The 24,125-nt window shown below is 53.7% G+C and carries 25 protein-coding genes; all 25 read right to left on the bottom strand.

All coding sequences use genetic code 11. The annotated features are described in order from the left end of the window. Window positions 1–37 precede the first annotated feature (37 nt). The gene (locus ACH6EH_RS08320) at window positions 38–1,162 is read right to left on the bottom strand and encodes a glycosyltransferase family 4 protein (protein ID WP_138227901.1); all 1,125 of its coding nucleotides are present in this window, start codon (window positions 1,160–1,162) and stop codon (window positions 38–40) included. A gap of 123 nt (window positions 1,163–1,285) precedes the next feature. After that, window positions 1,286–2,038: a WecB/TagA/CpsF family glycosyltransferase gene (locus ACH6EH_RS08325; RefSeq protein ID WP_397331949.1), complete on the bottom strand. Its 753-nt coding sequence runs from the start codon at window positions 2,036–2,038 to the stop codon at window positions 1,286–1,288. A 1-nt stretch (window position 2,039) separates the two neighbouring features. Further along, window positions 2,040–3,161 (bottom strand): polysaccharide pyruvyl transferase CsaB, encoded by a 1,122-nt coding sequence (csaB, locus tag ACH6EH_RS08330; protein ID WP_138227279.1) that lies wholly within the window; start codon window positions 3,159–3,161, stop codon window positions 2,040–2,042. Further along, on the bottom strand, window positions 3,134–5,155 hold the full coding sequence (locus ACH6EH_RS08335) for a DUF5693 family protein (RefSeq protein ID WP_397331950.1): 2,022 nt from the start codon (window positions 5,153–5,155) through the stop codon (window positions 3,134–3,136). The genes csaB and ACH6EH_RS08335 overlap by 28 nt, the downstream gene beginning before the upstream one ends. 140 nt (window positions 5,156–5,295) lie before the next feature. After that, the gene (locus tag ACH6EH_RS08340; RefSeq protein WP_397331951.1) at window positions 5,296–7,011 is read right to left on the bottom strand and encodes a phospho-sugar mutase; all 1,716 of its coding nucleotides are present in this window, start codon (window positions 7,009–7,011) and stop codon (window positions 5,296–5,298) included. Between the two features lie 54 nt (window positions 7,012–7,065). Next, entirely contained in the window at window positions 7,066–7,503 is a 438-nt protein-coding gene (gene fabZ, locus ACH6EH_RS08345; RefSeq protein WP_138227282.1) for a 3-hydroxyacyl-ACP dehydratase FabZ, read from the bottom strand. Between the two features lie 285 nt (window positions 7,504–7,788). After that, on the bottom strand, window positions 7,789–7,989 hold the full coding sequence (locus ACH6EH_RS08350; protein WP_138227283.1) for a DNA-directed RNA polymerase subunit beta: 201 nt from the start codon (window positions 7,987–7,989) through the stop codon (window positions 7,789–7,791). 11 nt (window positions 7,990–8,000) lie between these two features. Beyond that, entirely contained in the window at window positions 8,001–8,807 is an 807-nt protein-coding gene (locus tag ACH6EH_RS08355) for a flagellar hook-basal body protein (RefSeq protein WP_397331952.1), read from the bottom strand. A gap of 33 nt (window positions 8,808–8,840) precedes the next feature. Then, window positions 8,841–9,716 (bottom strand): flagellar hook-basal body protein, encoded by an 876-nt coding sequence (locus ACH6EH_RS08360; RefSeq protein WP_397331953.1) that lies wholly within the window; start codon window positions 9,714–9,716, stop codon window positions 8,841–8,843. 83 nt (window positions 9,717–9,799) lie between these two features. Continuing rightward, a complete protein-coding gene (mreB, locus tag ACH6EH_RS08365; RefSeq protein WP_397332126.1) occupies window positions 9,800–10,798 on the bottom strand; it encodes a rod shape-determining protein in 999 nt (332 codons plus the stop codon). Between the two features lie 215 nt (window positions 10,799–11,013). Further along, window positions 11,014–11,301 carry a sporulation transcriptional regulator SpoIIID gene (gene spoIIID / locus ACH6EH_RS08370; RefSeq protein WP_138227286.1) on the bottom strand — a complete coding sequence of 96 codons (288 nt, stop codon included), beginning with the start codon at window positions 11,299–11,301 and terminating at the stop codon, window positions 11,014–11,016. Window positions 11,302–11,573: 272 nt separating this feature from the next. Then, window positions 11,574–12,308: a peptidoglycan DD-metalloendopeptidase family protein gene (locus ACH6EH_RS08375; RefSeq protein ID WP_397331954.1), complete on the bottom strand. Its 735-nt coding sequence runs from the start codon at window positions 12,306–12,308 to the stop codon at window positions 11,574–11,576. Between the two features lie 60 nt (window positions 12,309–12,368). Continuing rightward, a complete protein-coding gene (spoIID, locus tag ACH6EH_RS08380; protein WP_397331955.1) occupies window positions 12,369–13,271 on the bottom strand; it encodes a stage II sporulation protein D in 903 nt (300 codons plus the stop codon). A gap of 871 nt (window positions 13,272–14,142) precedes the next feature. Continuing rightward, window positions 14,143–15,489: a UDP-N-acetylglucosamine 1-carboxyvinyltransferase gene (gene murA / locus ACH6EH_RS08385; protein ID WP_397331956.1), complete on the bottom strand. Its 1,347-nt coding sequence runs from the start codon at window positions 15,487–15,489 to the stop codon at window positions 14,143–14,145. 470 nt (window positions 15,490–15,959) lie between these two features. Further along, the gene (locus ACH6EH_RS08390; protein WP_397331957.1) at window positions 15,960–16,217 is read right to left on the bottom strand and encodes a DUF1146 family protein; all 258 of its coding nucleotides are present in this window, start codon (window positions 16,215–16,217) and stop codon (window positions 15,960–15,962) included. Between the two features lie 290 nt (window positions 16,218–16,507). Further along, window positions 16,508–16,912: a F0F1 ATP synthase subunit epsilon gene (locus tag ACH6EH_RS08395; RefSeq protein ID WP_138227290.1), complete on the bottom strand. Its 405-nt coding sequence runs from the start codon at window positions 16,910–16,912 to the stop codon at window positions 16,508–16,510. A gap of 98 nt (window positions 16,913–17,010) precedes the next feature. Continuing rightward, window positions 17,011–18,411, bottom strand: a complete 1,401-nt coding sequence (gene atpD / locus ACH6EH_RS08400; RefSeq protein ID WP_397331958.1) for a F0F1 ATP synthase subunit beta — start codon at window positions 18,409–18,411, stop codon at window positions 17,011–17,013. A gap of 111 nt (window positions 18,412–18,522) precedes the next feature. Next, a complete protein-coding gene (atpG, locus tag ACH6EH_RS08405) occupies window positions 18,523–19,380 on the bottom strand; it encodes an ATP synthase F1 subunit gamma (protein WP_138227292.1) in 858 nt (285 codons plus the stop codon). Window positions 19,381–19,579: 199 nt separating this feature from the next. Then, window positions 19,580–21,094 (bottom strand): F0F1 ATP synthase subunit alpha, encoded by a 1,515-nt coding sequence (gene atpA / locus ACH6EH_RS08410; RefSeq protein WP_138227293.1) that lies wholly within the window; start codon window positions 21,092–21,094, stop codon window positions 19,580–19,582. Between the two features lie 18 nt (window positions 21,095–21,112). After that, window positions 21,113–21,652: a F0F1 ATP synthase subunit delta gene (locus tag ACH6EH_RS08415; RefSeq protein WP_208203846.1), complete on the bottom strand. Its 540-nt coding sequence runs from the start codon at window positions 21,650–21,652 to the stop codon at window positions 21,113–21,115. Further along, window positions 21,649–22,137, bottom strand: coding sequence for a F0F1 ATP synthase subunit B (gene atpF / locus ACH6EH_RS08420; RefSeq protein WP_138227295.1), 489 nt, complete (start codon window positions 22,135–22,137; stop codon window positions 21,649–21,651). The genes ACH6EH_RS08415 and atpF overlap by 4 nt, the downstream gene beginning before the upstream one ends. A gap of 95 nt (window positions 22,138–22,232) precedes the next feature. Next, on the bottom strand, window positions 22,233–22,445 hold the full coding sequence (gene atpE, locus ACH6EH_RS08425) for a F0F1 ATP synthase subunit C (RefSeq protein WP_138227905.1): 213 nt from the start codon (window positions 22,443–22,445) through the stop codon (window positions 22,233–22,235). Between the two features lie 107 nt (window positions 22,446–22,552). Next, complete coding sequence (gene atpB, locus ACH6EH_RS08430) at window positions 22,553–23,314, bottom strand: F0F1 ATP synthase subunit A (RefSeq protein ID WP_138227296.1); 762 nt, start codon at window positions 23,312–23,314, stop codon at window positions 22,553–22,555. Window positions 23,315–23,349: 35 nt separating this feature from the next. Next, the gene (locus ACH6EH_RS08435; protein ID WP_397331959.1) at window positions 23,350–23,727 is read right to left on the bottom strand and encodes an ATP synthase subunit I; all 378 of its coding nucleotides are present in this window, start codon (window positions 23,725–23,727) and stop codon (window positions 23,350–23,352) included. Next, window positions 23,720–23,953 (bottom strand): AtpZ/AtpI family protein, encoded by a 234-nt coding sequence (locus ACH6EH_RS08440; protein ID WP_138227298.1) that lies wholly within the window; start codon window positions 23,951–23,953, stop codon window positions 23,720–23,722. The genes ACH6EH_RS08435 and ACH6EH_RS08440 overlap by 8 nt, the downstream gene beginning before the upstream one ends. Window positions 23,954–24,125: the final 172 nt, after the last annotated feature.

A 24,125-nucleotide genomic window follows, 5' to 3' on the forward strand; every position in this document is an offset into this window, starting at 1 on the left:
TATATCACGAATAATAAATTTAGAATTGCTGACGCCATTATTTACTGCCAGAATCGGCATTGGAGCGCACGCGCATCCGGCTGATCAGGCTGAGCAGCGGACGCTTGGTCTTGCTGACCAGGCCGATGACCTCCGCACCAATCTGCATGAAGAACATCATGAAGCAGATGACCACGAACGTAACCCAGTTTGCCTCGTACAATGCAGCGGAAGACTGAATGACCGCCAATACACCGAAGAAAGCAGCAATCGCATAGATCAGCAGCACCGTCTGGCGGTGGCTGAAGCCCAGCTCCCGCAGGCAATGGTGCAGGTGACCTTTATCCGGAGCAAAGATCGGCTTGTTCTGCAGCTTGCGGCGCACGATCGCGAAGAAGGTATCTGACAATGGAACACCGATAATAATGAGCGGTGTAATAAAGGACACGATCGCAATCTGCTTGAAGCCCAAGAGAGACAGCATCGCCAAGCTGAAGCCCAGGAAGAGCGAGCCTGCATCCCCCATGAAGATCTTCGCAGGATGAAAGTTAAAGAACAGGAAGCCGATAATTCCACCGAGCAGCAGCAGACAAAGCATCGCAACCATCGTATAGCCCATCAGCAGGGACATTACGAGGATAGTGCCGATGGCGATCCCGGAGACGCCGGCAGCAAGGCCATCCAGTCCATCGATCAGGTTAATCGCATTCGTCACACCGACAATCCAGAAGATCGTCAGCGGTACAGCAATCCAGGTCTCCAGTGATGAGTAGGCATCCTGGAACGGAATATTTACAAAGTCAACGGTAATATTAAATCCGAATACGACCACACAAGCGGCCGCGATTTGAGCCAGAAATTTCACCTTGGCCGATAGCTGGAAACGATCATCCAGTGCTCCGATCAATACGATCATGGAGCCGCCAATCAGAAAGGCCTTCATAAAGTTAGCATCCCGCGCCGACAGGCTGTCCGGAATAAAGGGAAGTACGGCAATCAATCCGATCACAAATGCAAGATAAATGCCTAATCCGCCAAGCCGGGGCATAATTCTGGTATGCACTTTACGGGCATCCGGGACATCCACAGCACCGATTCTGATCGCGAACTTCTTCACGAGCGGTGTCAGCACCAGCGCCAGCGCTAGCGACACAATAAACCCGATTACGTATACTGGTAACATTGTAATCATTCAACCCCCATTATGGTTCTACCGTGTTGAATTATACTCCCTTCGTCCTTGAAATCCAATACCAATTTTCGGCGAATTTCAGTGATTTTCACGAACAAAGCAGTACTGCCTGTCTCATTTCGTCACGTTTTCTTTCTCGCGCAGCACTTTTACGGCGAATTTCGGGAGAGCAAGCATCCGTTTGAAACGGGTCGGCTCGCGCAGCAAGCGGTAGAGCCATTCCATTCTCATCTTCTGCACCAGCTTCGGCGCCCGCTTGGACTTGCCGGAAACAATATCAAAGGTTCCGCCAACCCCCATCATCAACGGGACACCGAGGTCCTCCTTGTACCTTGCAATCCAGGGCTCCTGCGTCTCTGCGCCGCGGGCCACGAGAAGAATATCGGGCTCTGCCTTGCGGATGTCTGCAATAACCTCCTGATCCTGCTCCGGTCCAAAAAATCCATCACGGTATCCGGCCACAATTGCCGCCGGATACTGCATTTGTAACCGTTCCGCTGCTGCCTGAATCACTTCCGGCGTCGTGCCGAGGAGGTAAAACCTCCACCGCTTCATCTCTCCGGCCCGAAACAGCTCATGTACCAGATCGAAGCCGGTTACCCGCTCCGCCACCGGCTCCCCGCCCTTGCTGGCTGCCCATACGATGCCGGTGCCATCCGGCACAATGATGTCTGCCCCCAGCATCATCTGCTTATAGTCGGGCTTCTCAAGGGCCGCCATGACCATGATGGGATTGGCTGTAATGACTTGATGGGGACGCCCCGATTCCACGGCTTCCGTCAAATAAGCTACCGTATCCTTGAAATCCAGCTTGGAAAAAGGAATGCCGAAGATTGGAACGGTAGGAAAAGGCGATGCCTGCTTCAACTTACTCACCCTCTGTACCCAAATATTGTGCAATATGGCGGGCAGGCAGCTGTGCCTCCTGCTTTAACCGCCCGATTTGTGCTTCATGCTCTGATTTCCAGCTTTCTGCATGGTCCAGCATGGAAATCAGCAGCCGCTTGAGATCCTCAGGGTCCAGTGCCTCGCTCCGGCCCACTGGAGCGCTGTCCAGGCGCTTCAGAAAATGATCGATTTTGGGATCATATGAGATTCCGATCAGCGGAATGCTTTGATTGGCCGCATAGATGAGGCTGTGCAGCCGCATGCCGAGCACGACGTCACAGCGGCTGACCTCTGCCAACATATCCTGCGGCTGCTGCTCCTCCACATAATAGCTGATCTTTCCCCCATAGGTTGTAATATCACCCAAGCGCTCGGTAATATACCGGGACGCTTCCTCATCATCAGGACGATGAAAGGGCAGGAAACGAAGATGCACGGGACGCTGGCGCAGCAGTGCCTTCAGTCCTTCGGCAATCGCGTTCAGCTCTCGCCGCTGTGCATCCCAGAAGCGCACTGAAATGCCGATTACCGGCAGCTCATCACCAGCGCGCTGATGCAATGCCTCCGGTAACGGAAGTCCCATGACCGGATCCGGGACAACCTGGATCACGTCTGGTGCAATGCCCATGGATTGAAGCAGCTCGCCGGACTGCGTATCCCGTACTGAAATATAGGTGCATTTCCGCAGGACTGAACGGATAGCAGGGTAGAATAATCTCCGGTTCACAGGCCCGACACCCTGAGCATATATAAACGTGGGCTTGCCCGCCCATTGCGCCAGCTTGATCACTCCGAGGTAGTACGGAATGGTCTTGGGACTCGTCACATCCTGAAGCAGACTTCCCCCGCCGCTGATGAGGCCGTCACTTGCCGCAATCGCTCTGCGCACCTCGCCTAGCTTCATGCGGTGAACCGCAGAGACACCATAAGTAGCCGCAGTCCATTCCGGATCTATGGACAGAACGACAGGCTCAATCCTGATCCCGGCCGCCTTGCCCTCCTCCTCCAGCGCCGTCAAAATCGATTTCAGAACGGCTTCATCACCGCTGTTTCTGAAGCCGTAATAACCTGAGATTACAATGGTTTTAGCCGATGAGACCATGATTTCCAAATCCTTTCCCCGATCTGCCAGGCGAGAATCACTCCAAGCCCGATGAGCAAGCCCAGCCCCAGTCCCAGCAGTCCGCGAACCGCCGAAATATAGAGCGGGGAATGCAGATGCGTGAACGTACCTACGATGGACAGCTGGCCCATCGCTCCGATAATGAGCAGGTAGGCGGCATGGCGGTATTTAAAGGACAAGAACAGTCCCAGCAGCAGCACTGGATGCGCCAGCAGAAACTCCTTGTTCCGCGGACGCACGCCAAAGGTATTCTCCAGGAAGGATCGGAACGCCATTTCTATAGAAGAAACGGATCCCGCATTGCCCGTCCGGCTTAAATAGTACATGCCTACAATGCCAATGATCCCGGCCGCTGCTACCCAGAGCAGCGTTATCGGCGTGTTCAATAATGTCTGGATTCCGGCCCGTGAGGCCTGTCCTCCGCGATACAGCAGCACATAAATAGCAGTTAAGCCCATAGGAGCTACAGCCAAAAGATTCACGCCCCGGAACTGATCTAGAACCAGCATGTAAGTTACATTGTTTAATAGTGCCACCAGCAGCGGCACAGCAGCCAGGGTGAGCACCGTCGTCTTGATGAACAGCACCAGTGCGTGAGTCAAGCGCCTGCCAGTGCTCATTGATCCCACACGGCTGCTGCTCTCGGTCACCTTGCGTACCGCCAGAATCATAGCCACGGTCGGGCCGCTGATCGTGACAGCAAGCGCGACCGCCTGCTCCATCAGCTCGCTGTTCAGAACGTACAAGCCTGCCGTTCCGATCAGGCCGATCACAAAGGCCGGAATGGTCAACAGTGGAATGAAATAGGAAATCATGAGCGTAATCAGCGCCAGAGCGCCGATCAGCGCGCCCAGCTTGAAGTAGCGCTGCAGCGAGGACTCGGACACCTCAAAGGCTTCCGCAGGCCCCATGGTAAAGCCGTTTTGTTCCATGTCCGAGATGGTGTGGCCTGTCTCTCCCAGTGCCTCCACCAGATTGTCAATCGGGTCCGTGATGGTTCCCTGTGTCCCGTCGCGAAGCGGCTCCGCGTTCAGATAGAACATGCGGATATTGCGGTCCTTCGACGCCAGCACGAAGCGGTCGCTGATCACCTTCGGATCCAGCGTAGCATCCCGCTCGCTTAGAGAATACAGCCGGGCTACATTGTAATCCGTCAGGTACGAGAGCAGCTCAAAGCCTTTTTGAGGCACCTTGATGTTCTCGATCGCGATCAGACCGATATCATATTGATTCAGCAGGCCGGCAAAATTCGTCAGGCTCTTGTCCTCTTCATGATTCTTGAAGCCTTTGGCCGCATCGCCATCGAACAGAAGCCGCTGCACACCGTAATCCGCAAAGTAAGCCATCAGGCTGGTCATGTACTCTTCATGATACGGAAGCGTATCGGACAGTCTTGGAACAATGCTAAAGCCCTTCTCCCGCAGCATGTCCATCGTGATCGGATCCGGCGCCATCGGCTTCAGCCCTGCCTCAACGCGCGGTATTTCCAGGATTAGACCGTCAGAGCCGTTATATTCCCAGTCTCTTACCGGAATGTCCAGGCGGGTAAAGGTCGCTTCAATGATCGGCTTGATGGTCTCCGCGCTTTCCGCTGTCGAGAAGACGACATACGTAAAGTTGTTGCGGCGCGACACCGCCTCTTCCGTTAAATCAGCCGCCTGTTGCGCATCATACACAACAATACGGCCGGACTTGATAAATTCCTCCAGCGTGCTCTCGAACAATGCCATACTCATGACACCGGCATCCTTCAGCTGGTCCAGCTGCTCCGATATGTAAGCTTCCGGATAGGTTCGATACACGGAAATATCCAATAAATCACGATAATCAAACACCAGCTCTACCTGCTTCGAGGTTGACTCCGTCTGCAGCCGGTCATAGCCTACCGGGAGCGCCGACAGCACACCCAGGGCAACCAGAATCCATAGCCACTTGCGGGCAGCCAGACTCCAGCGCTTCCATTGTTGAACCACAAAAATTTCCCCCTCATTCAAATGACGGGATTTATCGGTACTTGCCCGCAGCCCTGCGAGACCATCCTTCAAAATCCCGGCCTGTTCAAAAAGGGCGGCGCCGTCGCTTCCTGCCTGCCGCCCTTTCTTGAAATGTTATATTATGCGTCTACACGTGCCATCACGATCGACGACAAATCTTTCAGCTTTTGCTTCGCTTCTTCCGAGGAAGCTCCTCTGACCGCAAAGTATACTTTGATCTTCGGCTCCGTACCGGATGGACGCAGGCAGAACCAGGAGCCGTCCGAGAGCATGTACTTCAGCACATTCTCCTTAGGCAGTCCGTCCAGGCCTTCCGCGTAATCCAGCACCTTCTCTACAACAGCGCTCCCCAGCTCCTGCGGCGGGTTAGAGCGCCAGTCGGACATGATGCCCTGAATCTGCGCGATTCCGTTCTTTCCTTTCAAAGTACGGGATTCCAGGCCCTCCAGGAAATAGCCGAACTGCTCATACAGCTCCTGCAGCACGTCATACAGAGTCTTGCCCTGGCCTTTGTAATAGGCTGCTGCCTCACAGATCAGCATGGAGGCCAGCACTGCATCCTTGTCGCGGGCATAATTGCCGGCCAGATAACCATAGCTCTCCTCATAGCCGAACAGGAATGTATGCTGTCCGTTGTTCTCAAACTGGGTCATTTTCTCCCCGATATATTTGAAGCCGGTCAAGGTGTTCAGCACCGCCGCGCCGTAATGCTCTGCAATGACTGCACCCATCTCGCTCGTGACAATCGTCTTGATGACCGCTCCGTTCTGAGGCAGCTTGCCTGCTTCTTTAAGCTGGCTCAGCAAATAGTGAATCATGATCGCACCGGACTGGTTGCCCGTCAGCACTACATATTCGCCGTCACGGTTCTTCACGACAGCCCCCATCCGGTCTGCATCGGGATCTGTACCGATCAGAATGTCCGCATCCACCTGCTCTCCCAGCTTCATCGCCAGGGTAAAGGCTTCCCGCTCCTCCGGGTTCGGAGATTTCACACTGGAGAAATCTGCATCCGGCTGCTCCTGCTCCTCTACCACATGCACATGCTTGAAGCCGATTCCTTCCAGGACGCGGCGCACCGGCTGATTGCCTGTTCCGTGAAGCGGTGTAAACACGATCCGGAAATCGTCACTCAGGCCGGAGGCGATACGCTCGCGGTTCACACTAAGGCTTGATACCGTGTTTATGAAAGCTTCGTCCTCGTCATCTCCCAGCCAGACCAGCAATCCCTGCTGCTCTGCTTCCTCCCGTGTCAGCTTCTTCACTGCGGCAAAAGAGTCTACCTCCTGAATCAGGCTGATCACCTGCTCCGCCTCATCCGGTACAAGCTGTCCACCTTCAGCGTTATACACCTTGTAGCCGTTATACTCCGGCGGGTTATGGCTTGCCGTAATGACAATCCCTGCCGAGGCGTTCAAGTAACGTACGCTGTAGGACAGCTGCGGCGTAGAACGAAGCGAAGGGTACAGCTTGGCTGCAATGCCGTTCCCTGCCAGCACCAATGCTGCCTCTAAGGCAAACTCCGGAGAGAAGTGGCGGGAATCATGGGCAATGACCACCGATGGCTGGCCCGAGCCCTGATGCTGCTTCAGAATGAACTGCGCGAAGCCTTGCGTCGCACGGCCCACCGTATATTTGTTCATCCGGTTGCTGCCGGCACCGATAATGCCGCGAAGCCCTCCGGTTCCAAACTCCAGATCACGGTAAAAGCGCTCTTCCAGCTCCTGCGGATCGGTTTCAATCCCGCGAAGCTCGGCCTTGGTTTCTTCATCCACGTGGTGATCATTCAGCCAGCGCTGTACAGTTTCTACGGTTCTTTGACTCATTTCTGCCATGATGGTTTTCCCCTTCCCAATCTCTAATATATGGTGGTGCATGTTAAGAAGAAGCTATGCGGGGTCTGACAGTGCGAACATAATCTCGCCTTCCGCAACGACCTTGCCCTCTACACTGGCGGTCGCTTTTCCCTTGCCGATGGAGCCTTTAAGACGTGTAATCTCGACTTCAAGGCGCAGCGTGTCGCCCGGAACGACCTGTCCGCGGAAGCGGAAGCCATCCAGTCCGGCCAAAAAGCCCAGCTTGCCCTTGTTGCTCTCCACACTCAGCATGGCAATAGCGCCTACCTGAGCGAGCGCCTCGGTAATTAACACGCCCGGCATCACCGGATACTGCGGAAAATGGCCGGTGAAGAACGGCTCGTTCATGGTCACATTCTTGATGCCGACCGCGCGCTGGCCCTCTTCCATCTCAATAATCTTGTCCACCAGCAGAAACGGCGGGCGATGCGGAATAATGTCCTGGATTTGTCCGATATTCAGTACCGTCACAGTAAAACTCCCTTCCCATGTATGTACCCTTAGGGTACGCCTTTTGATTGATCACTTATGTAAAAAATGCATAAATCCACGGCCTTACGGCAACAATGATGATACCCTTTATGACTGCAGACATGAAGGTTGATATAAGGGGTTCTCGGTCCTTTCAGCGCAGCCTGAGGCCAGGGGGCCCTTTTCAGCGTTAACCCCTACATTATAACGTTTAACGAAAAAAAAAGAAAACTCCCGCAAGGGAGTCTACGAACAGCATATTAAGACTGGATTGGATCAGCCTGGTTAAGGTGCAAATACCAGGTCATACACATGCTTCCAGGTTTCCCATTGCAGCGCATCACTCAGCTCTCCGCCGCCCAAAACGACATAGCCAACCACCATGCCTCCGGCAAGCGCCAGGAGCAGCATCAAGGGAACGATGATGCGGCGTGCAATTTTCCACCCGGAGGCCTTGCGGCGCTTGGGCTCGCTTGCTTCACTCACGGTATAATCACCTATCCTCGCATTGTGTTGGCAAGGTTCATCATGGTATCGCTGGAGCTCAGGGCTCGCGCGGATAGCTGATAGGCCCGCTGAACCTCCATCATTTTCATCATCTGATCAGACAAATCTACATTGGACTGCTCCAGAAAACCGGAACGCACCTGCGACATATTCTGGCCTGCAGGGCCAAACACCTCATCTTCTGTCAAGCCGCTGCGCAGCATGAACAGGTTGCCGTCCATCTGTACCAGACCTTCCGGACGATCCAGCTCCGCGATCTTCAGTACCTGTCCCTGAACTCTGCCGGCTGGCGTCTCAATCCAGAGCTGACCGCCGGCATCCACAGCGATTGCTGCGCCTTGCGGCAGGGAGATCGGCTCGTTATTCTGATCCAGCACGAGATAGCCCTGATTGTTGACCAGCAGAACGCGTCCCTCATTCTCAGGGTCTGGGGAGACGTGAAATCCGCCCTCGCGCGTATATGCAATATTCTCACCGCTTCGGACAGCGAACATGCCACGGCCCTCAATGCCAAGATCCAGCGGATTGCCGGTTTCCTTCAGAACGCCCTGCTCCATATTCTGCTCCACCGTGGACAGCTTCATGCCGAAGCCGATATTGTAGCCCGGAGGCGTCACACGCCCGGAGAGCTTGAAATCCTTATGGTGCTGCTGCACCCGGTTCAGCACATCCTCAAACACAGCATCCTTGCTCTTGTAGCCCGTTGTGTTTGCATTTGCAATATTGTCCGCGATCACATCCAGCTTCTGCTGCATGCTGTTCATGGATACCATGGCGCTGATCATGGAGTTATTCATCGCTTTCCCTCCCGATGGGTGTCATGTAGACAGTTAGACTCTGCCGATTTCGTTCACGGCCTTCTCCAGCGATCTGTCATAGAATTGAACGACCTTCTGATTGGTTTCGTAGGCCCGAAGGGCCGCTGTCAGCTCGACCATGGATTTCGATGCATCCACGTTGGAGGCTTCAATATAGCCCTGCCGGATGATAACATTATCGCCCGCCGCGAGCATTCGGAAGCCATCCTCGTTATTCAGCCGATACAGGCCGTTGCCTTCCTTCACCAGATCATTTGGAGCAGACACGACCGCAACGCCCAGCGTCTGTCCCGTCGGGTTTCCGGCTCCATCCAAAATAAATCCTTGCTCATTCACTGTAAGGTCCGCCGCTCCGCCTGTCAATACAATGGGCTGATTGTCCGCGCCCAGCACCTGAAACCCGGCTGACGTCAGAACCTGACCTTCCGGCCCTACCCGAAACTCGCCGCTGCGGGTGTAGCGCAGGTTTCCGTTATTGTCCTGCACCGTAAAGAAGGCTTGGGGACGATAGGTTACCTCGCCATCTTCGCCAACATGCCTGCCCGATCCGTCAAAGACCATGCCAAGGCCTGTATCCTCATCAATCACGTTCAGCTCTGATACAATTGCAAAATCAGAGGCTTGTCCCGTCTCTCGGAGATCGCCCTGCAGGTGCAGCGCGATGCTCTCCTCTGCGAATACGCCTGTGTTCAGCTTGCCGATTGCATGCCTCGGATTGCCAGGCTCCCCGCCAATCATGGACACCAGCACTTCCGGGAATGAACGGATCACCGTATCATTCTGCTTGTACCCGGCGGTGTTCACATTTGATATATTCTGCGTTACTGTATCATGACGCCGCTGCTGGGTCACCATACCAGCCGCCGCATTATATAATCCTCTCAGCACATCAAGCACTTCCCTTCCTGATCCAAGCGATAACAAGCATACCTTCTCCGTCAGCAAACTTCCTATCCTTATATATCGGAAGATCAGAACTTTTTCTTTACGACTTTATCCAAATGATCCAGCATCATGCCCGTACCCTTCACCACACAGTGCATCGGGTCTTCCGCGACGAGCACCGGGACGCGAAGCTCCTCCATTAACAGCTCGTCCACGCCGTGAAGCAGCGCGCCGCCGCCGGTCAGAATAACGCCCCGGTCAATAATATCCGCCGACAGCTCCGGCGGTGTCCGCTCCAGCACCTGCTTGGCCGCTGTGACGATGGCAGACATAGGATCAAACAGCGCTTCCTGAATCTCGGCCGAGGTGACGGTAATGGTCAGCGGCAGGCCCGATACCATATCCCGCCCGCGGACGTCCATCTCCTCATGGCGGCCGCCGGGCCGCACGGTTCCGATCGACATCTTGAGCTCCTCCGACGTCCGTTCCCCGATCAGCAATTTATATTTAAGCTTGATGTACTTGATAATCGCCTCGTCGAACTTGTCCCCCGCCATTTTGAGCGAAGAGGAAGTGACGATATCGCCCATGGACAGGACGGCCACATCCGTCGTGCCCCCTCCGATATCCACTACCATATTACCGCTGGGCACAAAAATATCCATGCCTGCCCCGATGGCAGCAGCCTTCGGCTCTTCCTCCAGGAACACATCCCGTGCCCCGCTGCGCTCGGCCGCTTCCCGGATCGACTTCTGCTCTACGGATGTAATGTTCGTAGGCGCACAGATCAGAATACGGGGGCGGCTGTGCCAGCTTCGGGCGCCAACGCGGTCGATAAAGTACCTCAGCATGCTTTCCGTAATGTCAAAATCGGCGATAACCCCGTCCCTCAGCGGGCGGATCGCCGTAATGTTGCCGGGGGTGCGGCCTACCATACGCCGTGCTGCCTCCCCGACGGCAAGGACTCGCCGATTCTCGCTTTCGATCGCCACGACAGAGGGCTCATTCAAGACGACACCTCTGCCCTTGACGTGGATTAATACGTTCGCTGTTCCGAGATCGATCCCGATATCCTTGCTAAACATCATGAAAAGCCCCCAAAGTGTTATTTTATGATAAAAGTGTACCGGTTCTAGGTCAAAGGAATAGAAATTCTGGTCATAACAAACTGACATATAACGACATTTCCGGTGAAAAACCGGCACAGCCCGGGATAAAATCGTCGATCTTATACCAGCTTTTAACATATCATACTTTAGGGGAGGGATTCAACGCCATTTTCGCGACCTTTGACCTATAATCAAGATTTAGCAGAAATCACAGGCTCGCGGGAACCGGAGGCCGTTTTTTTGTACTTGATCTTGGTCGCTTCGCCGCCCCGGAGATGGCGTATGGACTTGTGGTACTCCAAGATATGCTTAACCTGATCCGCCAGGTCCGGGTTGATCTCCGGCAGACGCTCGGTTAAATCCTTATGCACCGTGCTTTTTGACACGCCAAACTCTTTGGCAATCGTTCGGACTGTATGCCTGGTTTCCACGATGCAGCGTCCGATTTTAATGGTCCGCTCTTTGATGTAATCGTGCACGCTCCCGCCTCCCTACTGTGTGGATAGTTTGGTACATTATATGAGTGGCATGACGGGATATTCGCGGTTTCACGGGGTGACAAGCTGCGCGGGGCCCAATTATTTTGCGGACATGCCGGCTGGCCTGCTTCGCGCAGAGGCAGGGGCGCGCTGACACACTGGAGCAGCGGCAGCCTGTACAGCCCTTGCCACAGCACGAAAAAAGCGGGGAAACAAGCCCCCGCTTTCCTCTTGTCCATCCGGCAGCGCACGGCTGCCAAGGCTGGTCGGTATTATTTTTTGCTGAACAGTGTTTCCGGGTTCATGAGATTACCGGCCTGATACACTTCGAAGTGCAGATGGTTGCCGAGATCCTTCTCGAACTCGCTGCGTCCGGCCTGGCCGATCACATCGCCCTGCTTCACTTCGCTGCCTTCTTCAACCGCGGCACCGCTAAGGCTCTGGTATACGGTTTTCAGCTCGCCGGCATGGGTAATTTCGACTACGGTTCCGTTTACGGGATGCTCTTCTACCCGGGTCACCTGACCGCTTTGTACAGCTTGTACATCAAAAGGCTTGTTGTCCTGGCGCGCCAGGTCGATCCCGGTGTTCGGTGTAAACGTGTCATTGTACTGAACCATCGCTGCCGCATGCTCTTCTTCCGGAGCTTCTGCATCAAAGAACGATTTGACGATGACCGCCTCCGCTTGATCCGCGGCCGGCCAAATCATGTTCTCCGCACTGGCAATCACTTCTACCGCTTCCCCGTCCTTGCCTTCCGCAGCCGTTGTCGTTCCTGCGCCTTGAGCGTCATTCACGGCGTTCTGCGGGTTCAGCGGTTGCTGGTCGGTGTCCTGGTAGACCCACACGAGGGTTAGTATAATTGCCGCTGCTGCTACATAAGCTGCCGGGAACACCCACCGTCTGGACAACATTTTTTTCCACGAAGACGGCGCTTGAGCCGGCTCTCCCTGTGCAGTTTTAGGAGCTTCTTCGCGGTTTGGAGCATTTTTGTTTGATTCATTCATTTGCAATCACCTCAGTAACCATTGTTACCGGGGTGTTTTCTTTTATACGTGGGCTATCTATTATTTTTTCGAGGGCAGTAGTTTATCAGTTTCGGCAAAAGAAATGCCTGTGTAGTAGTGGCTCAGAATCTCTTTCGCCAGGTAGCCTTCGCGCGCCATCCCCTCTGCACCGTACTGGCTCATGCCCACACCATGCCCGAAGCCATAGGTCGTAATGATGACCTCCTCTCCGCGCAGCTCAAGATCGAATTGACTGGAGCGCAGGTCCAGCCTCTCGCGGATTTCCCGGCCGGTAAAGGCTTGACCACCCAGCAGCGCCTGCTTGATCCTCCCGCCCTCCGTGTAGGCTGTCACTTTGAAAAAGCTCCCGCTGCCCTCTCCCGACTTCGACACCGGAACCGCGGCACTGGCCAATCCCAGCAGATTCACAAGCTCCTTGCGCTTCATCGTGACGACCGTCTTGTATTTCGGCGAAACTTCCAGATCCCACGGGCTCTCTACGCTTCGGAGATAGGGAAAGGCGTTACTCCAGTAGTCTTCTGAATTCTCGGTATACCCATTACTGGTGGAGAAAAAAGAAGCCGTGATCGGCTCCCCCTCATACGTCATCACGATGCCTCTCGTGTCATTCACGGCTTGTTGAATCTTGTCCAGCTCCGGCTGCTTGCCGCCTGCCTTCCATTCCTTCTCCAGCATGTCCCGGGAAATATAAGCCTGGTGCGCCACCGTGTCGGTAACCAGGGCCTTGTCCCCCGGGACTCCGCTGGTATCACCGCTGCGCAGGCGCTGCACGATATAGGTGCGGGCGGCGATCGCCTGAGCCTTTAAGGCCTCGGGCTGGAACGCCGCCGGCATTTCGGCGGCGACGACGCCGACGAGGTAGCGCTCCAGCGGGAGCTGCTCCACCGTGTCCGTCCCCGACAGGTAGACGGACACGGTCGGCTCTTCCGCCGCCTTCGGCATGGCGGAAGGGGCGGCGGGCGCCGGCCCGGGCGCGGGCGGTGCGGGCTGGTGGGTGCCCCCCGGGGCAACCACCAGCAGCGGCAGCGCCAGCGCGAGGGCCAGCAGGCCCGCCAGGGCCCACGCAGCGGGGTGCAGCTGCACCCGCTGCGGGCGGGCCGGGCGCCGCGCGGCGCGGCCGCGGCGCCATGGGCGCGGGAGGCGCGCACGGGACGTGCGTGCGGGGCTCCCGCGCCGCGCGCCGTCAGGCGCAGCCGCGGCCGCGCCCGGAACGGGCAGCGGCGCCGCCTCCGCTGCGCGGGCCCGCGCGCTGCCTTGCTCTGCCCTCGCCGCCCCGTGCTTCGCCGCCACTCTCGTGCCCGCGCTCGGCCGCCCTGGCTCTCTCGCCGCCCCGTGCTCCCCAGCGGAACCGCCCGGGAAGCTCCACGTAATCATAGGCTGCGGCTCTGCCATCTGCTCCTGCCCATGCTCATGCTCATGCTTTTGCTCATGCTTTTGCTCGCCCTCTCCTGCCTCTCTTGTATCTATGGCAGCGTCGCTGCCGCGTTGAGCCGGGATCGAAACTTGGATACGAACCTTGGAATCTTTCATTCTGCTCTCCCTCCTGAATCCCACGCTTTAACGCCAAGTGCGTCCATATTTTTGAATTGATATATATGTATGAGAGAGTAACAGATGATAGAACCGGATCCGAACGTAGTGTGCTCCCTAGCATTCCCTAGAAACAAACAAAGACATGGCGGTACCGGGAACAGCTTCCTGGTATCACCATGTCTTTGTTCATGTTACTTCTATCGCATGCTGCTATTTCAGAGCAGCAGCCTTCTCCCCCGGCTTCATCCGCCGTCTTAAGAGAACTCTAGAAGTCGTTTCCTTACACCCAGCTTGGCTGAACCTTGAACACCTTCGTGTCTTCGATTTCTGCAACAGCCGACTTCACCGTCTCCTGTGTACTGCGCTCTTCTGTCGAAATACGCCAGATGTCTGCGCCAAGACCGGACAGCTTCTCTGCCAGATTCACATAGCCGCGATCAATATGATGCGTACCTGTGACCTCTGTCGTTCCTTCAGCCACCAATCCAGCCATAATCAAGGCTGCGCCTGCGCGAAGGTCCGTTGCGCATACCTTTGCTCCGGTCAGCTTGGCGTCTCCCGTTACGATGGAGGAGCGTCCTTCAATCTTGATTTCCGCATTCATAAGCTGGAATTCTTCCACATGCATGAAGCGGTTCTCAAAAACGGTCTCCGTGACCACACTGGTTCCCTTGGATTTCAGCAGCAGCGCCATCATCTGAGACTGCATATCGGTCGGAAAGCCCGGGTATGGGAGAGTTTTCACATCCACAGCCTTCAGCGGCTTGTCGGCAATCACCCGGATCCCGTTCTCATCCGGCTGTACCGTCACACCCATTTCCTCCATCTTCGCAATCAAAGAGCCTAAATGGTCCGCAATCGCGCCTTCCACATACACATCTCCACCCGTAATGGCGGCTGCCGCCATGAAGGTCCCGGCTTCAATCCGGTCCGGAATGACATGATGCTTCACGCCGTGCAGCTTCTCTACACCTTCGATCCGAATGACCCCGGTGCCTGCACCGCGAACCACAGCGCCCATCCCGTTCAGGTAGTTCGCCAAATCGACAATTTCCGGCTCTTTCGCGGCATTTTCGATCGTGGTTACGCCTTCAGCCAGCGTAGCCGCCATCATGATGTTCTGGGTTGCGCCTACGCTGGCAACATCCAGATATATTTTGGCACCGCGCAGTCTTCCATTGCTCTTGGCCTCAATGAATCCTTGACCCAAGCTGATCTCTGCACCCAATGCTTCAAAGCCTTTCAAATGCTGGTCAATCGGTCTGGTCCCGATGGCACAGCCACCCGGAAGAGAAATCTTCGTGCTGCCACAGCGAGCAAGCAAAGGTCCCATCACCAGGAACGAGGCACGCATTTTTCGCACCCATTCATACGGTGCTTCACATGTGGAGATGTTCTCCGCGTTTACAGTGATCACATCATCCTTATATGTAACTGCAGCCCCTAAAGATTCTAACACCTTGCTAATGGTCATCACATCGTCAAGAGGAGGGGCGTCAATAATGACACTTTCTCCTTCTTCCCCGAGAAGAGAGGCGGCGATGATCGGAAGAACTGAATTCTTTGCTCCGCTGACTTTGACACTTCCGGCCAGTCTTTTGCCACCGCGGACGATAAATTTGCTCATCTTGGTTTCCCTCCGCGTCCATAAATTCTGATTATCATACATTCTTATCAATGACGTTACAAATACCTGCTGAATTTCCAACTTACATCTTACCATTGCCATTTCCAGACGTACAAGGTTACCAAGGACTATTTCCCGTTCATCGAGTCCCTAATTTCCCTAGACTTCTACGGGAATCACGCCACGCATGGCTCAAGATCCTTAACTCATTACGATTTCTCTAACAAGCATTTCAATACATTAGTTGTATGCGACATAGACCTCAAAAGGTTCCCACGCGTCATTCCTGACCTGTCATTTCATTCAGGAGCGGGTGAACGGTTTAGTTCAGAAGTCATGTTCGTCCGCCCGATTATTATGCTTATTGTCATTGTTAACATAATAATTCACGTTTATTCGACATCTGTCTCAGGCAGCCTATCAGACTTATAACCAATCAAGACCCCGTTAAAACACAGCTAGCAATAAACCTAAAAAATATATCGGATCATTTGGCTCCAAATCAAATAGTCAATGAGAAATTCAGCTACAAAACGACCCAGCACTACAGCCAGCAGCACATGCAGCAGCCTTCCTTGGGGACTTTTGGGATTTCGGATCACCAAATCCAGTTTTAATGTTTGTAATGCCCACCATGCCAGTGCAATGCATAAGAGTGATACAGTGATGGAGATGAGTCCGCTTACGCCCACCGCACTGTCTACGGCACTTGAAATGTCTTGATTCATATTCCCTCCTCCAGGCTCAGATGTTAGGCCCGAAAAGGACCGACTTCTCTATCATACTTGGCAAAGCCTGAAGAATCCACCCCTATATCCCACCATTTCCTCGGAAATAAAAAAAAATGATCACTTATGGTCATTTTCATGAACTTTTTCATGACATATGGCCCTAAACCGCGTTATATCAGCATTCATCGCCCTTTTTACTTTGAAAACGCCAAGCTTTTTTGCAATGAAAAAAGCGATTCTGCTGCTTGCACAGCTGAATCGCTTCTCTTTAGTGTCTATAATAAATCTTAGTTTCCGCCGGAAACCTTGATCCGGTTCATCGCCCGCTGCAGAGACAGCTCGGCACGGCGATGGTCTATTTCATCCTGGCGGCTTGCGCCCAGACGGGCTTCTGCCCGGCTCTTTGCAGCCTCAGCACGCTCAAGATCAATTTCAGTCGCTTTCTCGGCGCTTTCTGCCAAGATCACCACTTTGTCCTTCCGGACCTCAACAAATCCGCCCTGAACCGCAAATGCGGTAGTCTGATTTCCGATTTTCACGAAAACCGGAGCGACCTGCAGCGGCGTTACGAATGGGATATGCCCCGGCAAAATGCCCAGCTCCCCTTCCACACCACGCACAGTAATGCTGTTGGCCTGCTCGGAATACACCAGGCGGTCCGGAGTTACAATCTCTAACAAAAAGGTGCTCACTTCCATCCCTCCTCACCGTTTTCCGCAGAAAACCCGCAGCAGCAGGCAAGACATGCTGAATTATCAGTGTCCCGCCTGTCTGATACGAGAGCGTCAGCTTACATAGTTTTGGCTTTTTCCACTGCTTCCTCAATGGTGCCGACGAACAGGAAAGCGGCCTCCGGAAGGCTGTCATGCTTACCATCCAGAATTTCCTTGAAGCTGCGCACGGTTTCTTTAACCGGTACATATTTACCCGGCATACCGTTGAACTGCTCGGCTACGTGGAACGGCTGGGACAGGAAACGCTGAACGCGGCGCGCACGCGCAACGATCGCTTTATCTTCCTCACTCAGCTCGTCCATACCGAGGATCGCGATGATATCCTGAAGCTCGTTGTAACGAGCAAGAATTTTCTTAACGCCTTGAGCTACGTTGTAATGCTCTTCACCTACAACCTCAGGAGCCAGAATCCGGGGGCTGGATGCCAGCGGATCTACCGCCGGGTAGATACCCATCTCGGAAATTTTACGCTCCAGGTTTGTCGTTGCGTCCAAGTGGGCAAACGTTGTTGCCGGAGCCGGATCCGTATAGTCATCCGCAGGCACGTAGATCGCCTGGATGGACGTTACTGAGCCCTTCTTCGTGGAGGTAATCCGCTCTTGCAGACGTCCCATCTCGGAAGCCAGTGTCGGCTGGTAACCTACCGCTGAAGGCATCCGGCCGAGGAGGGCCGATACTTCAGAACCCGCTTGGGTGAAACGGAAGATGTTATCAATGAAGAGCAGTACGTCCTTGCCTTCCTGGTCACGGAAATACTCCGCCATCGTCAAACCGGTCAGGGCTACACGCAGACGCGCGCCCGGAGGCTCGTTCATCTGTCCAAAAACCATCGCGGTTTTGTTGATTACGCCGGAATCGCTCATCTCGTGGTACAGGTCATTACCTTCACGAGTACGCTCGCCGACCCCTGCAAATACAGAGATACCGCCGTGCTCTTGAGCGATGTTATTGATCAGTTCCTGGATCGCAACGGTTTTACCTACACCCGCGCCGCCGAAGAGACCGATTTTGCCGCCCTTTTGGTAAGGAGCCAGCAGGTCGATAACCTTGATGCCGGTTTCCAGCATTTCAGCTTGCGTGGAAAGCTCATCATATGCTGGAGCTTCACGGTGGATCGGGTTATTGACCTCGGATACAACCACGCCTGCATTATCAATCGGCTCACCCAGAACGTTAAATACACGGCCCAGTGTAGAAGAGCCTACAGGTACAGTAATCGGTCTGCCCAGATCCATTGCCTCGATTCCACGAATCAAGCCATCGGTCGAGGACATCGCGATACAACGTACCAGGTTATCACCCAGGTGGTTGGATACTTCCAAAGTCAGATTAACCGAACGGCCGCCTTCCACAACGCCTTCAATCTTGACAGCGTTAAAGATGTCGGGAAGCTGACCGCGTTCAAATTCAATGTCAACAACAGCGCCTGTAATGCTGACAACGCGTCCTTTGTTCATCTTTTCGTTTTCCCTCCTACCCGCCCGCCGTTATGCACGGCGAGCGATCATCGTAAAGCAGCACGATCTGTGCCGCCCATATTTCTTCATGTTGAAGCTAGGTCTAGCACGTTACTGTGCGTCGGCACCGGCAACAATCTCGGAAATTTCCTGAGTGATTGCAGCCTGACGGGCACGGTTGTATGTCAATTTCAGCTCGCCGATCAGCTTGCTGGCGTTCTTCGTTGCAGCACCCATCGCGGTCATCTTGGCACCGAGCTCACTTGCCTTGGCGTTCAGCATTGCGCTGAAGATGAGCGTCTCTGCATATTTCGGAAGCAAAGCCTCCAGAACCGCCTCTGGCGAAGGCTCGTATTCATGACCGGATGCACTTGCGCCGGCTCCGATATTTTCCATAGGCAGAAGCTGGTCCACTTCCGGGGTTTGTGTCAAAGCATTCAAGAAACGGTTATAGCAAAGGTATAGCTCGTCAATATGACCCAGCTCATACTGCTGCACCGCAGCCGATGCAATCGACTTGATGTCCCCATATGTAGGGCTGTCTGACAAATCTGTCAGCGCTTCTGAAACCGGAAGCTCGCGGCGGCGGAAGTAATCGCGGCCTTTACGGCCAATGACGAAGATCGTGTACTCGTCCTTGGACTTATGGCGCTCAGCCAGAATCGCCGAGACTTTACGCAAAACGTTGGAGTTGGAAGCCCCTGCAAGACCGCGGTCGGAAGTGATGACCAGGTAACCGGTCTTTTTCACCTCGCGCTTTTCCAGCATGGGATGGCTGATGCCTTTGGTGCCGGCTGCAATGCTGCCGACTACCTCTTTCAGCTTCTCGGAGTAAGGAAGGGCGGATGTCGCCTTCTCCTGCGCTCTTCTCAGCTTGGCCGCAGCGACCATTTCCATTGCCTTGGTGATCTGCTTGGTGTTCTGGATACTTTTGATCTGCCGTTTGATATCGCGTAATCCTCTTGCCATGTTTTCACCACCTCAAAACTTTGGCGAAGCCAAAGTTACTTCGTAAGCATCAACATAAACTTTGGCGAAGCCAAAGTTACTTCGTAAGCATCAACATAAGCTTTGGCGAAGCCAAAGCGGTACCTGATTATGATGAAAGAGGATACCGGACGTACGCCACGCGGCTCCCCTTCCATTGTATTACTGAGAATGCCGAGCCTTATGCCGAAGCAGCAAAGCCCTTCTTGAACTGCTCGATGGCACTCTTCAGCGCATTTTCGTTATCCGCTGTCAAATCCTTCGTATCCGTAATGGATTGAATGATTTCCGGCTTGTTGCTTTCCACATAGGCAAGGAATTCTTTCTCGAAGCGGCGAACATCCGCAACTTGAATTTCATCCAGGTAACCCTTCACTGCTGTGTACAAGCTGATGACCTGCTGTTCAACAGACAACGGCTGGTTTACACCCTGCTTCAGGATTTCCATCAGTCTCGCACCACGATTCAGGCGAGCCAGTGTGGATTTGTCCAGATCGGATCCGAACTGGGAGAACGCTTGAAGCTCGCGGTATTGTGCGAGATCCAGCTTCAGACCGCCGGCAACCTTCTTCATCGCTTTAATCTGCGCGGAGCCGCCGACACGGGATACGGAAATACCTACGTTGATCGCTGGGCGCTGACCGGAGTAGAACAGGTCAGACTCCAGGAAGATCTGTCCGTCGGTAATCGAAATCACGTTCGTCGGAATGTACGCGGATACGTCAGAAGCCTGCGTCTCGATGAATGGCAGTGCCGTCAGGGAACCGCCGCCCAGCTCGTCGCTCAGCTTCGCTGCACGCTCCAGCAAACGGGAATGCAGATAGAAAACGTCACCCGGATATGCTTCCCGGCCTGGAGGACGACGAAGCAGCAAGGACAGTTCGCGGTAAGCTGCTGCCTGCTTGGACAGGTCATCATAAATGATGAGGGCATGCTCACCCTTGAACATGAAGTACTCGCCCATAGCGCAGCCTGCGTATGGAGCAATGTACTGCAGAGGAGCCGGCTCGGAAGCGGAAGCGGTCACGATGATTGTGTATTCCAGTGCACCATGACGACGCAGTGTTTCTACAACCTGTGCAACCGTGGATTGCTTCTGGCCAATTGCGACGTAAATACATTTCACGCCATTGCCCTTCTGGTTCAGGATCGTGTCAATCGCGATCGAGGTTTTACCTGTTTGACGGTCACCGATGATCAATTCGCGCTGACCGCGGCCGATTGGAACCATAGCGTCGATCGCTTTAATTCCAGTCTGCATCGGCTCATGAACGGATTTACGGTCGATAACGCCTGGAGCGTTGCTTTCTACCGGACGATATGCAGCCGCTTCAATTGGGCCTTTGCCATCCAGTGGCTGACCCAGCGGGTTTACGACACGTCCCAGAAGTGCTTCACCTACAGGCACCTCCATGATCCGTCCTGTACGCTTAACCTGATCGCCTTCCTTAATGTCGGAGAAAGGACCGAGGATAACGACACCCACGTTGCTTTCTTCCAGGTTGAGCGCCAAACCGAATACGCCGCTTTGGAACTCCAGCAATTCACCGGACATGGCATTTTCAAGGCCGTATACGCGAGCGATACCGTCACTAACTTGAATTACCGTACCCACTTCAGAAACAGCGATATCGGATTTGTATTGTTCAATTTGACTTTTAATCAAAGTACTGATTTCTTCAGGTCTGATACTCAACGTGTTCACCCCTATCTTCTAAACTCTGAAAGATTTCTCGAGACGCTGCAGCTTGCCAGCCAGACTGCCGTCGTACAGCTTATCGCCGATTACAACCTTCAGTCCTCCCAGCAGGCTCTCGTCCACTACATTACTGACACGAATCTTCTTCTGGGCCATCTGTCCGAATTCGGCAGACACCTGATTCTGCTCCTGCTCGCTCAGGGGATAGGTCGAATACACGGTTGCATCCGCCATTCCCAGGCTGTCTCCCTGAATCTTCACATAGCTGTCAAGCAGGTCGCTGATCAGCTCTGCGCGTCCACGGTTCAAGAGCAGCTCCATTGTATTCATAACCGGCGCTGACACTTTCCCTGCCAATGCCTTGCTAAGCACTTCCATCTTCACGGACTGAGGCACATTCGGAGTGGAGATAAACTTCTGAATGTCGGTATCGCCTTCAATGGCTTGGACTACCGAACGAAGCTCCTCTTCCACTTCCAGACCCTTCTGCTGCTGAGCCGCCACTTCGAACAGCGCCCGCGCATACCGCTTCGCTGCTACAGTTTCCTGGCTCATGGTCTGCCCCCTACCTCTTTAAGGTATTGGTCTACCAATTCTTCCTGGGCTTTGCCGTTGCTCACTTCACGTTGAATCAGCTTCGATGCGATCTTCACGGATACCGTGCCCAGCTCGCTGCGCAGCTCTTCAACAGCCTTGTTCTTCTCATTCTCGATGTCGCGAACAGCTTCCGTCTTCAGACGTACAGCCTCTTCCTTCGCTTGCTCCAGCATTTGCTCAGCCTGCTTGCTGCTGGTCTGTCTGGAACGTTCAATAATTTCTTGAGCATCCTTACGAGCCTGCTCCAGTGCCTTCTTCTGATCTTCTACATATTGAGCCGCCTGCTGGCGGGTTTGTGCTGCTTCATTCATTTGACCCATGACAAGCTCGCGGCGCTGCTCCATGATCGCAAACAGCTTGCTGAATGCGAACTTCTGAAGCAGAACATAAAGCAAGATAAATGAAATTATCGTAATTGCAATGTTTTCCCACAAAATATGCATTAAAGTCACTCCTTTCCGTTAACACGAAGTGCGGTGTTTAACAAAACGAAGGCGCGGATGGCATCGGCCCTCCCCGCCAAACCGTTGTATTGTTATTAAGAAAACATGATCAGGAACGCGATTACAGTAGCCGCCAAAGGAATAACCTCGACGATACCTACGCCGATAAACATCGTTGTTTGAAGCTGGCCGCGAGCTTCCGGCTGACGAGCGATAGACTCTACCGTTCTGCTTACGATCATACCGTTACCCAAGCCTGCGCCCAATGCGCCCAAACCTACTGCAATTGCTGCTGCCAAATATTCCATTCCCATTGTTAAAAATCCTCCTTAAATTAAGTTGCTTTGAATTGGTAAAGCTATAAATAATATCTCTTTCGAATCACACCGCTTGCACGGGCAATTCTCGGAGTTCATTAATGCTCTTCGTGAATCGAAGCCTGCGAGATGTACACCATCGTCAGGATGGTAAAGATAAACGCCTGCAGCGCGCCGACAAAGATACTGAAGCCCTGCCATGCCGCCATAAACGGAATGCCGTAGAAGCCTGTCTTCAGAATAACCGTAATCAATACCTCACCTGCAAAAATGTTTGCGTACAGCCGGATCGACAAAGCGATAGGCTTTGCCAGGTTCTCAACAATGTTGAGCGGCAGGAAGATTGGAAACGGCTCGATGTAGTGCTTCAGGTAATGCTTGCGGTTCAGCTTCAATCCCAGGTAGTTCATCAAGATGAAAACGACGATGGCCAGACCTGCGGTAACCGAGATGTCAGCCGTTGGCGATTTCCACCACAGAACGTGTGCATAGTAGTCCGGCTTGAGATCCTTCGTCGCCTCGATCACGTGTCCGAACACAGTGAAATTGGCTGGAAGATCTGTAATGACGGAGAACGGCAAGCCCAGAAGGTTCGCTACAAAAATGAACAAAATCAGAGTCAGGCCGAGCGATATGTACTGCCTTCCCTTATTCAGGTCCATTGCACTAGCGACGATGCCCTGCACAAATTCTACTACCCATTCCATGAAGTTTTGCAGTTTGGAAGGGTTTTCGACAGACAGATTACGGACAGACAGCATCACGAGTGCAAAGACCACCACGCAGGTGACCAGGAGCATCAGAACCGCTGACAAGTCAATATGTAGCCCGCCGAGAATAATAACCGGTGAATCATGCATGTATTAGTTTTCACCCCTTTCCAAGTTAGCGTTGGTCATTGGTTGTTTCTCAAACTGAACACAATGCTGACAGGAATCGTCAACACCTGGGGGATGAACAAACCGGCGACAGCCGCACCCAATGATACCTGTTCCAGCTTGATGGCCACAGCTGCGATCAGCACGCCGATGCACAGGCGGGTAATGAAGCCGAAGCTGAGCCGCTTGTCATGGTTGTCGACCGCCATTTGGGCCACCTGCCGCACCTTCAGGGAAAGGAAGCGAAAGTTAAACAGCCCTGCTGTCATGCCCAGAATCGCTCCGGCAAACTCTGGCCGAAATTCCGGATATACAGCCCATCCCAGAAACAGCGCTGCCATAATGAGATAGGAAATCCTCGTCACGGCGCCCACAATGGATGTCAGATCATTCACGTTGTGCCCCCAGAAACTTTTTAATGAGAAGAGATATATTCAAAATCCCCAAAGCGAGTCCGGTCAAGGTTCCAATGGCCAGCCAGTACCTAGGCCCGTCCATCCATTCCATGACCCACCTTCCTGCAAAAAAACCAATTACGATGTAGGCTGCCAGCAGTCCGCCGGATCCGCCGAGATAAAGCGCAATCATCCAAGGGTTATCTTGACTGTTCGGATTTTTCATAGTACCTCTCTAATCCCAACTCATTTTACTGAATAACAGAAGAGTTTGTCAATGAATCACTTTGACTGATTTTCCTTATAAAACGGGCGTTTCAGGGTATTTAAAATCCCGAAACGCCGCGTCAACCGTACAGTTCAACTGTATACTGCGCTGCTGTACTGCAGCTTATATT

Source organism: Paenibacillus sp. JSM ZJ436 (assembly GCF_044383795.1).
Taxonomy (GTDB): domain Bacteria; phylum Bacillota; class Bacilli; order Paenibacillales; family Paenibacillaceae; genus Paenibacillus_AQ; species Paenibacillus_AQ algicola.

What these genes read in the sequence shown, in the direction of transcription:
- ACH6EH_RS08375 (WP_397331954.1), bottom strand. Translation starts at nt 12,308, where the DNA reads ATGAATGAATCAAACAAAAATGCTCCAAACCGCGAAGAAGCTCCTAAA.
- atpB (WP_138227296.1), bottom strand. Translation starts at nt 23,314, where the DNA reads ATGCATGATTCACCGGTTATTATTCTCGGCGGGCTACATATTGACTTG.
- ACH6EH_RS08390 (WP_397331957.1), bottom strand. Translation starts at nt 16,217, where the DNA reads ATGAATCAAGACATTTCAAGTGCCGTAGACAGTGCGGTGGGCGTAAGC.
- csaB (WP_138227279.1), bottom strand. Translation starts at nt 3,161, where the DNA reads ATGGTCTCATCGGCTAAAACCATTGTAATCTCAGGTTATTACGGCTTC.
- ACH6EH_RS08440 (WP_138227298.1), bottom strand. Translation starts at nt 23,953, where the DNA reads ATGAAAAATCCGAACAGTCAAGATAACCCTTGGATGATTGCGCTTTAT.
- atpE (WP_138227905.1), bottom strand. Translation starts at nt 22,445, where the DNA reads ATGGAATATTTGGCAGCAGCAATTGCAGTAGGTTTGGGCGCATTGGGC.
- ACH6EH_RS08320 (WP_138227901.1), bottom strand. Translation starts at nt 1,162, where the DNA reads ATGTTACCAGTATACGTAATCGGGTTTATTGTGTCGCTAGCGCTGGCG.
- ACH6EH_RS08415 (WP_208203846.1), bottom strand. Translation starts at nt 21,652, where the DNA reads ATGAGCCAGGAAACTGTAGCAGCGAAGCGGTATGCGCGGGCGCTGTTC.
- mreB (WP_397332126.1), bottom strand. Translation starts at nt 10,798, where the DNA reads ATGTTTAGCAAGGATATCGGGATCGATCTCGGAACAGCGAACGTATTA.
- spoIID (WP_397331955.1), bottom strand. Translation starts at nt 13,271, where the DNA reads ATGCCGAAGGCGGCGGAAGAGCCGACCGTGTCCGTCTACCTGTCGGGG.
- murA (WP_397331956.1), bottom strand. Translation starts at nt 15,489, where the DNA reads ATGAGCAAATTTATCGTCCGCGGTGGCAAAAGACTGGCCGGAAGTGTC.
- atpG (WP_138227292.1), bottom strand. Translation starts at nt 19,380, where the DNA reads ATGGCAAGAGGATTACGCGATATCAAACGGCAGATCAAAAGTATCCAG.
- atpD (WP_397331958.1), bottom strand. Translation starts at nt 18,411, where the DNA reads ATGAACAAAGGACGCGTTGTCAGCATTACAGGCGCTGTTGTTGACATT.
- ACH6EH_RS08340 (WP_397331951.1), bottom strand. Translation starts at nt 7,011, where the DNA reads ATGGCAGAAATGAGTCAAAGAACCGTAGAAACTGTACAGCGCTGGCTG.
- atpF (WP_138227295.1), bottom strand. Translation starts at nt 22,137, where the DNA reads ATGCATATTTTGTGGGAAAACATTGCAATTACGATAATTTCATTTATC.
- ACH6EH_RS08355 (WP_397331952.1), bottom strand. Translation starts at nt 8,807, where the DNA reads ATGAATAACTCCATGATCAGCGCCATGGTATCCATGAACAGCATGCAG.